Origin of the sequence: Bradyrhizobium sp. NBAIM03, from assembly GCF_020194055.1 — a bacterium.
GTDB lineage: Bacteria > Pseudomonadota > Alphaproteobacteria > Rhizobiales > Xanthobacteraceae > Bradyrhizobium > Bradyrhizobium yuanmingense.
The window spans coordinates 1-13,240 of the sequence record NZ_JADYVS010000012.1; the positions used below are offsets into that span (position 1 = coordinate 1).

6 protein-coding genes and 5 pseudogenes are annotated in these 13,240 nt (G+C 59.0%); 8 read left to right on the top strand and 3 right to left on the bottom strand.

The genetic code is table 11. The features are described from left to right. Positions 1-66 (top strand): annotated as a pseudogene (locus I6F21_RS19210) (transposase); the annotation flags it as partial. 69 nt (positions 67-135) lie between these two features. After that, positions 136-296: pseudogene (locus tag I6F21_RS19215) on the top strand (IS630 family transposase); the annotation flags it as partial. A 199-nt stretch (positions 297-495) separates the two neighbouring features. Here I6F21_RS19215 and I6F21_RS19220 read toward each other — a convergent pair. Next, positions 496-1,461 (bottom strand): annotated as a pseudogene (locus I6F21_RS19220) (IS110 family transposase). Between the two features lie 72 nt (positions 1,462-1,533). On the opposite strand from I6F21_RS19220, the pseudogene I6F21_RS19225 reads away from it, so the two are divergent. From I6F21_RS19225 to I6F21_RS19250, 6 genes and pseudogenes are all read left to right on the top strand, one after another. Then, a pseudogene (locus I6F21_RS19225) lies at positions 1,534-1,808 on the top strand (IS630 family transposase); the annotation flags it as partial. A 536-nt stretch (positions 1,809-2,344) separates the two neighbouring features. Then, positions 2,345-3,106, top strand: a complete 762-nt coding sequence (locus I6F21_RS19230) for a hypothetical protein (RefSeq protein WP_225151554.1) — start codon at positions 2,345-2,347, stop codon at positions 3,104-3,106. Positions 3,107-3,337: 231 nt separating this feature from the next. Continuing rightward, positions 3,338-3,865 (top strand): annotated as a pseudogene (locus I6F21_RS19235) (insulinase family protein); the annotation flags it as partial. Between the two features lie 1,604 nt (positions 3,866-5,469). Then, on the top strand, positions 5,470-6,219 hold the full coding sequence (locus I6F21_RS19240; protein ID WP_225129528.1) for a hypothetical protein: 750 nt from the start codon (positions 5,470-5,472) through the stop codon (positions 6,217-6,219). A 59-nt stretch (positions 6,220-6,278) separates the two neighbouring features. Further along, positions 6,279-6,998 (top strand): hypothetical protein, encoded by a 720-nt coding sequence (locus I6F21_RS19245; RefSeq protein WP_225129530.1) that lies wholly within the window; start codon positions 6,279-6,281, stop codon positions 6,996-6,998. Positions 6,999-7,417: 419 nt separating this feature from the next. Next, positions 7,418-8,764, top strand: coding sequence for an IS5 family transposase (locus I6F21_RS19250; protein ID WP_225129532.1), 1,347 nt, complete (start codon positions 7,418-7,420; stop codon positions 8,762-8,764). Between the two features lie 7 nt (positions 8,765-8,771). Here I6F21_RS19250 and I6F21_RS19255 read toward each other — a convergent pair whose 3' ends face one another. Next, a complete protein-coding gene (locus I6F21_RS19255) occupies positions 8,772-10,340 on the bottom strand; it encodes an NEL-type E3 ubiquitin ligase domain-containing protein (protein ID WP_225129640.1) in 1,569 nt (522 codons plus the stop codon). A 924-nt stretch (positions 10,341-11,264) separates the two neighbouring features. Beyond that, on the bottom strand, positions 11,265-11,510 hold the full coding sequence (locus tag I6F21_RS19260) for a hypothetical protein (protein WP_225129534.1): 246 nt from the start codon (positions 11,508-11,510) through the stop codon (positions 11,265-11,267). Positions 11,511-13,240 lie beyond the last annotated feature (1,730 nt).

Sequence of the window (13,240 nt, forward strand, 5' to 3'; positions counted from 1 at the left end):
CGCTTTCTCCTGCACACCCTGCCGGACGGCTTCCATCGCATCCGCCACTATGGCTTCCTCGCCAATGGCGGGCGCAACGATAAAATCGTCCTCTGCCGTCAACTCCTTGCCGTCCGCAACGCTCCGACTGACCCGCGCGGAGAACGCCTGCGGGCCAGCGTCCCTCACGGCCACTGGAAAACAATAACTTGCGTAGCCGCTCTACCAACCGCGGCATCATCGCCCCCTGGGTACTCGATGGCCCGATCAACCGCGATGCCTCTGAGACCTATGTCGAAAAGGTGCTCATCCCCGATGCTTCCGCCAGACGCCCAACTGGTCCAATTCAGCCTCGCGTGCTCGAGGCGCGTATCCATGATCTGGTTTTCCCGATCCCGTCTCGTTAACCGTTGCGCCATACTCTCCGGTTGACCTTCTCACACTCTCACGGTCCCTGCCGCGGAGCTACTTCGCCGCAGCCGGAACCCGATAAGTTCCGCCTCTCGCCAACAATGCCTAGACGATGCGCGCGGTCTTGTTGGCGAGGGCGACGATCACCAGCATGGGCGGCTTGCGGGCAAGCATGCGCGCAAGCCAAGGATTTGCTGTCGAGCCTTTGCGCATTGCCCAGCGCACGGCCGCGCTCGCGCCAATGATCAGTAGTCGGCGCAGGGTTCGTTCGCCCATGCGGGATGTCTCGCCGAGCTTCTGCTTTCCGCCGGTGGAGCGCTGCAGCGGGGTGAGCCCCAGCCAGGCCGCAAAGTCGCGTCCCCTCTTGAAGGCCTGCGCCGTCGGTGCCAGGGCAAAGAGCGCCGTCGCCGTGATCGGCCCGATTCCTGGGATTGTCATCAGCCGCTTCGCTTCGACATCCTCCTTGGCGCGTCGGGCGAGCTATCGGTCGAGCAGCGCCACCCTCTCGCCCAGTGATCGCAACTGCTCGGCGAGTAGCCGCAGGATCGCTCTGGCCAACTCAGGAATGTCGGTCGTCGATCGCGGACATAGGTTTGGCAACATGAAAGGGGCCTTGCGCAACCACCATCCCAAATTCGGCCAGATGGCCGCGGGTCGCATTGATGGTTTGGGTGCGCTGACGCACCAGGAGGTCGCGGGCGCGAAACACAACGGCCGCCGCCTGCTGCTCTTCGCTCTTCACGCCACGAAACGCATCGTCGGCCGCTGGACGGCTTCGCAGATCGCTTCCGCATCGGCGGCATCATTCTTCTGCCGTTTCACGAAAGGCTTTACATAGTCTGGCGCGATGAGTCGCACCGCATGCCCCAATTTTCCGATCTCGCGCGCCCAGTAATGGCTGCTGGCGCAGGCTTCCATGGCGACCGTGCAAATCGGCTGCGCGGCAAGAAATTTGAGCACCTGGTCCCGGCGCAGCTTCTTGCGGAAAAGTACGGTTCCCGATGCATCCGCGCCGTGCATCTGGAACACATTCTTCGCCAGATCCAACCCGATTATGCTAACTTCCGACATGGACGCCTCCGTTCAAGTGATGGTCAACGACACCACTTTGGCACAGCGATGGCGTGAGGGGGCGTCCACCCCATCAACCTCTCCAGCCACAAAGGGCCGCGCATACGGGAGGTGCTCGCGGCGGCCGGCGCTACGCTTCTCTTTCTTCCGCCCGTACAGTCCCGACCTCAATCCCAATCGAAAATGCCTTCGCCAAGCTCACAGCAAATTTGCGAGAGGCCGCCGAACGCACCGTCGGCGGCCTCTGGGATGCTGTTGGGCGCATCATCGATACCTATACGCCCGCAGAATCCACAAACTACTTCGCCGTCGCAGGCTACTCGCAACTTGATCGGCTAACGCTCTAGCAGTGCGCTTGCACGGCGGGAGTGCACAGGGATTCATTAAGCGAAATCGAAGAAGGCCAGAGATACTCATCGATGCTCATCTCAAGTAGTATCGCCGCAAGTTCCGAAAAATAAGAAAGACTATGCGAACGAGGCTAACGGCCGGGATCTCCTGGGACGTAGACTAACCACCCCTTGGTCCACATCCGATTGACGCCCCGGCCTCCCATCCGATGCCACGTGTGCCGCTCATTGTGCTTCAAAACGTGCCGCAGTCCTCCCCCTCAACAGGCGGCGTCGTGGATCTGCTGAAACTATGGTGCCTGTCAGCATGGCGGCGCCGCCAGAGTCAGGTGAGGCCGTGTTGCACCGGCGACTAGCAATGACGAGTGTCCCCGGTTTTTGCGGCCGTGTGCATCACGAAAGGCTACTGCGCCATTCAAGCGGACGCGTCAGCCAGCCGAAAGGCCTCTGGCCATCAGCCTACCAAAACAAGGAGACGACGGCTCTCTTGTTTGTTTGTAGCATATGCCGTGCGAGCGTACGGCTGACAACAGATGACAAATGTTGCGCCGGAGCGCTCGGACGGTACGCGATTAGGGGCGCTGATGATCACGCCGTTTCGACGGAACTGGAGTCCAAAAGAATTATTCGATGCTCTTACGCCAGCGATGTTCGCCGCCGAGCCGTCGGCTGTCCGCGCACGTTGGGACAAATTGTGGCCAGATCTGTACACAGAAGATGACGCCCGGTATCTGAAACAAGAATTAGTGGCGCGAAATCTTATTGCTTCCGATGAAGCTGCGGCATTCTTCAACGCTTGGGCGATTGACGAACGGCGCCACACCGACGGATTCATCCGAATCATTGAACTTGTCGCTAACGGGTCGGAAAAGGATCTTCGGGCGAGATTGGACGCCCGCACGCATGATTTTGGTGCGATCGTTGAACACCTGAAGGACGAATTCTCCTTAATGGTTATAATCGCGTTTGATGAGATGTGCACTTGCCGCGCCTATGCAGCAGAAAAGCCATTTTATGATGCCCTTGGGAACAACACGTTCCATCATTGGCTGCGGGAGGTTATTGCCGACGAGGCGGTCCACTCGATGAACGCGGTTAACGTTATCCGCGCACGCTATCGCGACCGCATCGACCAAGCCGCCACAATTCTCGATAACCTAATCCGCGCGTCGGATAATCTACGCTATTCTGGCACCTTCCTGCTGGACTATTTCGGCGCAGTTTACTCCAAGGAGTTGCTCGCCGACTCCCGCCTCGCGACCATGAGAAATATTGCCAAGCCACTCATCGTGTAGAGCGAGATGTGTGCAGCGAGCCTGGCGAAAGTTGCACCGGCGTCACATCGCCGATCAATCCACCTTTTCTGCAAGTTTACCATTCTATCAGTTGACGCCAAGTTGTCCTGACGCGTCGTGCGCATTGTCGCCGCCGCCACCATCTGCTCAGCGAGCCGTTCACCTGATGGTTGGCGCGCCAAACCTCTCCTTGACCATCGAGCGGATTTCCTCGGAGGCGACGTCCCCAGCGGCGCCGGCCTGACTTCGCGCCTGTTCCGCGAAGTCCGCGAGAAGCGCGGACTGGTCTATTCGATCCGTGAGAACCTGGTCCGCTGGATCATTCAGCCATGTTTCTCGGCAATAGCGCCACCTGCGCCGATCGTGCCGACGAAACGGTCGAAGAAATCGAGAAGCAGGTCCGCCACGTCGCCGAGGAAGGACCGACTCAGCAGGAGCTCGATGATGCAAAGTCCTACCTGAAGGGCTCGCAAGCGCTGGCTCTCAACACATCATCAAAGCTGGCACGAACGCTGCTGCAGCGTCAGCTTGACAAGCTGCCCATCGACTATTTCGAAAAGCACAACACCATGGTCGATTTGGTGACGTTTGGAGGACGCCAAGAGAGCAGCGCAGCGGCTGTGGGGCGGGGGTCTGCTCACAATTATCGTCGGCCGCTCCCCAAAGGACGCAGCGCGGCCGAACACCATGCCAGCGGGGACAACACCCCCGCCAGGCGCCGAGCAGCTAGGCGCCGCCCCGACGGCGCCACCGAATTGACTTTCTAGCAGCCCAGGCGCTTAGCAAGCGCCTCCCTGTTGCGCGCAGAGTGTCTAGCCCCCGCCTTTAGCTCGCGGAGATATTCGATCATCGGGCAGTTACCATGCGGCCGCTCGAGTGCCGCTTTTGCTCAATCGCTTTGCCAAACAAGGCGGCAGTCCGGCGTGAAGTCTTCAGCGTAGCGAAATGCAAAAATAGAGCCATCACCAAGCAAGACGGCCTCGGCGGGGGCTACGCTGAGGCAGAGCTTTCACTGTGGTCGTGCCATTGGAGGAATGGCACAGACGTGGAGATAACCGCTTACCAAATAGCTTGTTCTTAATTTCTTTTCATTTCCGGCCTGACCAGCGATCGCCGGATCGGAGCTCTTCGCGGCGGCAGGGGATCGCTACTTTCCGCGGCCTTCGGCGGCAGCAATGAGGTCGATACTTCCTGTTTTCCACCCCTCCCTCGATTGTTGCAGTAAGCATCCGCCTTGATCGCATTCAGTTGTGCTCGAGTTGCGTTACCCTGGTCGGCTGGCGTGCGTACCGTGGCGCCAGCGGGATCGATGCCGCCTAGAGCTCTAGGGGCCTAACAAAGCTTCGGTGGTTGCCCCATGAAGGATATGAAGGTGAGCATGACGTGGCTTTACGCCCAGGCCGAATATGCAGACCAATTATCTAAAGCGCGACCGACCAGAAGAAACGAGAACTGGACGCGCATCTCGCACCGGCGGGCTTGCCTAGCAAATCAAAAAGGTGGTCAGAGTGGGCGCTTCAAAAGTATAATGTACACCGTCTGCCGCACCCCCCAGCGAGAGCGCGCACGCGCCAGGCCATCGTTCATTCCCTGCAGATTCTTCTCGACCTGCACGTAGCCTCATCGGCGAAATCTGTGCCCAAGACAAAGATCGTCCCGGTCGCTCGACGCCGACTTTCTTTTGACGAAGCGTCCTCGATATCGCTTCGTCACCGCCATCGGCCGGCGAGCCCCGTGCACCCTTCGATCCTGTTCCCATGACACGATACCTCGCCTCGGCGCGAACAGATGCATGCTTGCTGTTTGCGTCAGCATCAGCGCTCGCATATCTCGATATTCTTCAGCAGAGTGAGAGTTCGGTCGTTCAGGGTCATCTCTCAGTGATTGACCAGCCACTTCGCTGTCTGCCGAAAAGACGACGATCTGATCCAGCATACCTTTGATGATCTGCCAAGTCATAGTTGGACCGCGTAGCACCGCCTCGATTGCGCTTCCACCGAGCTCGCAATCTGACGCTACGTAAGATTCGGCCGCTTCATGCCAATCATAGCAGCAGCGATAGATATCCTATGGCAATCGCCACGATCACCACAGGCAGCCGTTGATACTTGGTGACGCGCATTCCAGCCGTTTACAAACCTCACGTAGATCACCAGTACAAGTGATTTACTCTCCATTTTCGGCCTGCATCGTCGTTGCGATCCAAGGACGTCACTCGCTTGATGTTGAAAACGTTCATCGGTTGCAGAGCTCTCGCATCGAAGGTTCATTGCCCCTTCTTTCTGCCATGTTCGCACCCAAAGCAGAGACGCGCCGGTTGCGTACTTTGCGCGCCGCGATAGCGAGTGTCTCAGGAGATTTCCATGGTGAAGCCAGTTGTAATTGTGGTCGGTGCGGACAAGGGAGGTGTCGGCAAGACGACCGTATCACGAACGCTACTGGACTACTTCAGCGTCAACAACGTGCAAACACGCGCATTTGACACGGAGTCGCCGCGGGGAACGCTGAAGCGCTTTTATCCCGAGATCACCGAGATCGTCGACATGACGACGACGGCGGACCAGATGAAGATCTTCGATACCCTGAACTCAGGGCTGTCCGTCACTGTCATCGATGCTCGCGCAGGCTTACTGTCCTCTGCGCTGGCTTCCTTGCGCGACATCGGATTTCTGGACTCGGCGCGGTCTGGCCAGATAACATTCGCCGTGTTCCATATCCTGGGATCGTCCATCGCCTCGCTAGACGAGATCGCGGAAACCGCGACCTTTATGAGCGGCGCGAAGTACTACCTAGTCAAGAACTTCATCAACGACACTCAATTCTTCCAGTGGGATCAAGCGACATACAATTCCTATTTTCACCGCATCAAACATGCGACCGAGTTGGTCATACCGAAGCTTAACGAGATGGCCTATGAGCAGGTGGAAGTCGCATCCGTCCCATTCATAGACTTCGTCGCAAACAAGGGGCGGAACGATGAACCTGCGAACAACTCCTTCGTGCTGCGCGGCTATGTCCGGCACTGGCTGGCAAATGTCTGGAACGAATTTGATCGCATCAACTTGACGGAATTGGCCGGCGCCAAGTCCGCCACCCGTGCCGGCGAGAAGTAATCGCATATTCGGCGAGCTCAGGCCGGGCCCACGTACGAAACGAAATTGATCTGCTGGCTATGTTAGCGACCCCAATCTACATTATCTGCTCTCCTAGCCCGCAGGTCGGTAAAACCCTCATCGCTCGGGCGATGAGCGAGTTCTTGCTGCTGAAAAACGGCACAGCGCTGTCGTTTGATGTCAACTTGAAAGAGCCATCGTTGCTCGACTACCTCCCCAACATCACGGAAACCGCGGATGTGATCGACACTTACGGCAAGATGCAGCTGATGGACCCTCTTATCATCCACGATCGGGTACCCAAGGTGATTGATCTCGGATTTCACGCCTTCGACGAATTCTTCAAGATGTGCGAGGAGATTGGCTTCATGAAGGAGACGGCGCGCTGCTATGTCGCCCCTATCATCCTCTACGTCGCGGGCGCAGACCGTATCTCCTTTCGCGGTTATGAAATGCTGCGCCGGCGAATTCCGCCGGCGTCGCTGGTCACCGTCCACAATGAATTCGTGCTGCGCGGCGGATTACCTGATCCGATGGATGGCGAGCGGGTGATTCGGATTCCCGCACTTCCGCTGTTCCTCAAGAGATATATAGACCGTCTTGGCTTTTCCTTCACGGGATATCTGCGCAACGAGAAGGACTGGTCCACCGAGCTGCATCAATGGATCCGACGGAATTACAGCATGTTTCGCGATCTGGACTTGAGTGTGATGCTGCGAGGGTCCTATCGATCGCGGGGGACGGATATCGATAGCCTACGTTTCACAAGGACCACTTGAGATTTCGGTCTGCTCGCCATCTATTCGTCCGGCCTATGAGTGGTCGTTGACCAATGACTTCAATGGCGTTCGCAACGCGAACGCATGAATTGCGGTATACGACTCTTCGCTTGGATCGCGCATCTTTACCGTGATCGTCCGCACGGACCGCGCGACCGGTAATTGACGTCAGCTCATTCGCCGGATGCCGCAAGTAGACACGCCCGTCCTCGAAAGGATCGATGACTGTCTTGACCTTGTGAGCAGCTAGGCAGTCGTCCGTGAAGAGTGGCTCCGATTGAGCTAGAATCGCATTTGTCGTTGTGGACTGTTTTGCGTTTGCAGGGGTTTGATGCTTCGGGCGTCGGAACCTTGCAATTTCATTTTCGGGATTCCGTCGAATCGCCAACCATGATTCCGTCATCGCATCGGAGGTGGCGATGCGACCGAAGGAGCACAGGACGACGGGATCGGGCGATCTGTTCCGGGCCAGGCTGGACCAAATCATCAATATGAAGCACGAGCTGGTTCAGCTCGCCGGCAAGGTCGATTGGGACTGGATCGACGGCGAGATCGCGCCGCTCTATAGCGAGAATGGTCGGCCCGGGATCGCGAGCCGCTTCATGATCGGGCTGTTGCTGCTCAAGCACATTTACGGGCTGTCCGATGAGGGGGTGTGCGAGCGCTGGGTCCACGCCCCATATTTCCAGTACTTCACCGGCGAAGAGTTCTTCCAGCACGCATTCCCGCACGAGCGCTCGGACCTGAGCCACTGGCGCAAGCGGCTCGGCGACAAGCTGGAGCTGTTGCTGGCCGAGAGCTTGCGGGTGGCACACGAGGCCGGCGCGTTACGCAGCCAGGACATCAAGCGGGTCACAGTCGATACCACTGTGCAGCCGAAGGCGATCACCTTCCCGACCGATGCCAAGCTCTTGCACGCGGCGATCAAGGGGCTCAACCGTCTGGCGAGGAAGCACGGGGTCAAGCTGCGGCAGTCCTATCTGCGCATTGCCAAAACCGCGACAATGATGGCGGGACGCTACGGCCATGCCAAGCAATTCAAGCGGCATCAGCGGCAGTTGCGCATCCTGCGCAGCCGACTGGGCCGGATCATCCGCGATATCCGCCGCAAGATCGAAGGTCAGGCTGTGCTTGAGAACACGTTCGCCCTCCCGCTCAGCCGGGCCTCGCAGATCCGCTCGCAGCAGCAGCGCCAGCGCGGCTTCAAGCTTTATTCCTTCCACGCCCCGGAGATGGAGTGCATCGGCAAGGGCAAAGCAGCCGCGCCTTACGAGTTCGGCGTCAAAGCCTCCATCGTCACCAACAACCGCCGTTCTCCCGGGGGCCTGTTCGTGCTGCACGCCAGGGCGCTACCCGATAACCCGTACGACGGTCACACCTTGCGGGACGTCATCGACCGCACCGAGACACTCACCGGCTGCGCGATCGAGCGGGCCTATGTCGACAAGGGATACCGCGGCCACGACGCACAAAATCCCCGACGGATCTTCATCTCCGGCCAGAAGCGCGGCGTCTTCGGTGTCATCAAGCGCGAGCTGCGCCGCCGCTCCGCCATCGAACCCATCATCGGACACCTGAAGGCCGATGGTCACCTCGGCCGCTGCTACCTCAAAGGCCGCGCCGGCGATGCGGCTAACGTCATCCTCTCAGCCGTGGGCCACAACTTCCGCCGCATCCTCGCCTGGCTCAGAGAACTCTTGTGCCTCATCCTGCTCCAGCTATGGCGCACGTTCGGCTGTCGCGCCGCGCTCAATTCGCCTTCTTAACGGACGACTAGGCAGATCGACGGGCCCTTGCGTCGGAGGGCGCTCTTAGCTCAATGCCGAGTTTCCCGAGCACCTGGTGCATGACCGCGCTTTTGATCTCGCGGGCGATCTCGTTGCGTATCTGGGCACCGAGCACCCGCTCGGCATCGGCATCGCCTGTCAGACCATGCTCGGCCAGTCGCTCATCCAAGCGGGTTTGAAACTGTACGCCCATCGCGTCGACGAGGCGCTCCTGCATTTCAGCATAGTCTTCGGGTGCGATGCGCCTCACCACGCTTTCCCATGGTTGCCAGCGCGCTGCTAAATAGTCCGGAAATTCCGCGGCTTCCTGGTTCCGCACCGATGCCTCGGCCCTGGCCACATCGTCCTCGCTCACGTGAGAGACGTTCATGAAGCGCATGTCGGGAGCGATGTGCCGCAGCTCCAGCGCGTCCCGCAGCTGGGTCTGATAGGCAAGGTAGACCTCGATCTCATCGACGTCGGGATAGGCACGACGAAGCGAGTTGACCCTCTCGCGCGCGATTCCGTCCAGAGCTTCCAAGCGAAACATGACGCGGCCGTGCTGGAGCAGTTCGCCCAGTCGCCCATCATAGACGCCGTCCTCGACATCAGCGTTCAGGCGTGCAGTCTGCATGCCGTTCCAGGCCAAAGTAATGCGATCTTCGCAGCTCGCATTCGCTCCCGAAGCCAACTCGAAATACTCCTCGCGCAAATGCGGCCTGACGGCTGCCTGCCGCAAATCTTCGGCGACCGCTTGGCGGAACGCCTCGTTGCCATAGTTCACCGTGCCCCGGAGCCTGTCGAGGAAGCGTGCATAGTCCGCGGCCCCCGGTTCATGGGCGAAGTGCTGCCAAGTGGCCATTGCCGTGGGCTCGCCCTCGAGCCAGTCCGCGGCAACCTCTTGCAGGGACCGCGGCTGAACTTCCACCGGTCCATCCGCGGTTGAGAAGAAAACCTGAGGGCCGGCATAGTCTCCGGCATGCATCGCCGTTGCCAAGCCGGCCTGCACCCGCTCGGCGAGCGGATTATTCTCCAGATCAACGCTCGAGTCACTGCTTAGCTGCGTCAGCAGGGTCTCGGGTACGTTGGTCAGATAGTTGTTGCTGGCGCCGAGCCATATCAGCTGGGGCGGGACCGTCTCAGGCAGGCTGGTCAGCCGGTTGTGGCTGGCGCTGAGCCATTCGAGCTCGCCGGGAAGAGGTTCGGGCAGGTCCGTCAGCTGATTGTACTCGACGTTCAGACGCTGGAGCCCTGCTGGAAGCCCGGGCAGTTGGGTCAGGCGGTTACCGCGGGCGTCCAACTCCTGAAGCGTTGCTGGTAGGCGTTCGGGCAGGCTGTTGAGCTGATTGTCATCGACATTCAGGCGGCGCACCCCGGCCAGAATGGGCGCAGACAAGGCGGTCAGGGACAGAGACGACAGATCTAGCAGCTCGTTGATATCACCCGCGCGCCGCCAAGCCCTCGTTCGACTGACCGCCTGTTGCCGATCCTCATTTTGCCCCTGCCCGTCTTCGGCAGCCCAATCCGTCAACACCTCCTCCTGCCAGGCAGTGGCCTCGGCAGCGGACGCCTGCACGTCCGTCAAGGCCTCTCCCCATTGCGATGCGCCCGCAGAGCCCAGTTCGGAGCTTTCCGAATTGGAAGTTGCGGAAGGAGTACCAGGGCCGAGCTGTTCTGCATTCATCGATGTCGTCGTTTCGGTAGCAAAAATTAAGCGAACTCGCCGGGGCGGCGCATCTTAGAACCGGTAATCCCCAACCATGGATGGCGCTCCACCGGCTAACTGCAATGAGCTGCGATCACAGAGCGGGGCCGTCACGCACGACTGGCGCGAATACGCTGCTGCGACACCGAGGAACTGCAGACGGTGCAGCGAACCCGGGCGAAGTCTCGCCTCCTGGATCGGTTGATGTTGAGGTCCACCCTGGTCTCGCCTGCCAGATCTGTGCCCATTGAGCCGAGCCTGCAAGCGAGTAGCGACGTTCATGATACGAGAGCTAGCTGTCGATAAGCTGACGGACCGCGGAGCGACAAAATGGCGAATGGTCCCCATCAATTTCTCAACCTTAGGCTCAGCGCCCCGCAGGCGAATGAATTCGAGCTGGGCCGACTGATGCCGGGCGCCGGCACGCCGGCAGCGGCGCGCTTGCGCCGGCAACTTTGCTGTCGCTTGCGGCGAGGCGGCCCCACTTCTCCCCGCGTTCAAACGCTTGTGTTATAGCTGAGCTTAAAAGCTTGCAGCCCATCGCGCCTAACGCCGCTCGCCCTTGGCTACGAGACCCGCGCGCACTCAAATGCTAACAACACGGGCCCGTTAAATTCTCCGATGACGAGTTCCTTGCGTTTTTGACATCGGCCACGTGAACCGGCCATCCCCCTCGGCTTACCGTCGCAGACCTCGACAGGCAAGCGCCCATGAGACGCTCTTGATCCGTGCACGTTCGACTGAATGACCGGACGGCTGTATCTGCACTGATGCGACAGAGCTTATATGTCGAGCTCAGTGTAATCGAGCGGCGCCGCGATCAATGAACTTGAGCATCGACTGAGACTTGTTGATCTCGCATGAAACTCGTTTCAGTATACGTATTGCTATCTCCTCGGTCGCAATCAGCCCCACTCTCTCGCAGGCTACCCCAAAATGATGCATCACCTGCTCCTCGGAGGGTGCGATACGATTCTGCAACACGCTGGTCGTCAATGACGAGAGCATGTGCTCGACGACGTCATTCTCCGCCTGGCTCAAGACCTAGTCCTTCTGATTTTTTGTTCAGTTCCTTTGGCGACCACATCGCATAGAGTGTCGCTGCGACGGACAGTCATCTTCAACATCGCAGCTTCATGCCCGTTGAACTCTGCTTTCGAGAGATGGTCGTTTACCTCACCTGCTCGGACCGCTTATCCTCAGCACACGCGCACGGCTTCAGATTGCGTGAGTTGCACGATTCTGATAGCTCCACAGCGGCATTCCGCTCTTTTGGAGTGTGCCGACCGAATGATGGTACAAATATGAAGGGGCCCTAATTCCGACCTTCCCAATCAGAACGCCGTCAAGATGCGACACTCGAGAAGCTATTCTCTGGCAAACGTCCTGGCCGGCCTAGCCTCCGGCCTTTCGGCTCAACGCATTGCATGTCGTGGCGTAGCCCACGATCTTCCGACGCGGATGCTTTCCTCGAAACTCCAGAAATCTAGATTGAAACTCAACCGCCGCCCCTTTCCGGAACATCGAAAGGTCGACGGTGCGCAGTTGCTTGTTGCGCGTGACCACCACTGTTGAGCATTTAACGATGTCGCCGGCGCAATCGATTTCGCCTAGCGCCCTCGTGAGGGTGGTTTGAAAGGACATAAGGCCTTCCGAGCTTTCACCGCAGCGTTCTGCGCGGCATCAGTGCTGCGGGTCATCGCCTCTGGCCGGAGTGACCGGCTATTCCGTTGGAGTATCTGCTTGCGAGCGCGGGCTGTTTAGCCAGCGCGCTTTCGCTGTTGCGTTAAAAGCGCCTACGGCTGTGGTCAACCATATTTCTGCTGCCTGCATCATTCCATCATTGCGATCTGGCGACTCCAACTGATCAGTGTAGGGGCAATGGCTGGCCCGGCGCCCCGTGTGACGACGGAAATGGCTTTCCTGGCCATCGCCCGCAAAACGAGAAAACTAGCAATCAGCAGGCCGTCCTCTCGGTCTCCATTTGCGTTGCGCCGTCAACGCATCAGCAAGCGGACAACCTGTCGCAACGTGAGATTCAAGCTAATAAATCGGTCTTCTGAGGCGTGCACAGCGGATGTCGATAGCAATGATTGTCTGTGGAATGCTCATTTGGCTCGACACTGCGTCCAGCCGACATTTTACCTTGGATCCAATCCCGGCGCGTGCGTTTCTTTGATTGGCTGGCGCGCGCCGTGGATCGCAGTCAGCCTGGCTCGCCTTCCTCAAAATCGCACCACCGCGGCTTTCCCATTATGTTGATGAGGTCCACCTCGGCCCATCGATGATTCATCGGGTAAGCGACTGCGAATGGCCGTAGCAGCGCGGGACCGACCACCATCGGAGCTCGCAATGAAGCCGCCATCGCCTTATGCCGCTTGGGCCGCTAGAGGTCGACATCGCTACGTTCGGGCTCGCGAGCTGCTGGCCTAAGTCAGGTCGCGCCCAGCGCCTGAACAGGCAACAAAGCCGTCAAACGCTTGCATATTCCGCTGCCATCGACCATGGGGACATGCGTTGTGTGTTACCAGCTCCTGCTTGAGCCGTCTGCGTGGCGGGCATGGGCTTAACTGCTCTCCGGTGTTGGCGCACCAATCAATGAGCGCTGGAATTGTGCAAGGCACACGACCGCGGCGCCGTGAAAACGCGAGGATCTGCCGCGATTTCTCGTCACACGCGCGGTGTAGGGTGATATTGATTGATAGAGTTGCATACATCCAACTGCTCGCCGCCTACCGCGAAGAACAGGCGGGAGGTCGCAAGTTCTCGGA

Coding starts and splice junctions, on each gene's coding strand:
- I6F21_RS19245 (WP_225129530.1), top strand. CDS start 6,279: ATGTTAGCGACCCCAATCTACATTATCTGCTCTCCTAGCCCGCAGGTC.
- I6F21_RS19240 (WP_225129528.1), top strand. CDS start 5,470: ATGGTGAAGCCAGTTGTAATTGTGGTCGGTGCGGACAAGGGAGGTGTC.
- I6F21_RS19230 (WP_225151554.1), top strand. CDS start 2,345: ATGACAAATGTTGCGCCGGAGCGCTCGGACGGTACGCGATTAGGGGCG.
- I6F21_RS19250 (WP_225129532.1), top strand. CDS start 7,418: ATGCGACCGAAGGAGCACAGGACGACGGGATCGGGCGATCTGTTCCGG.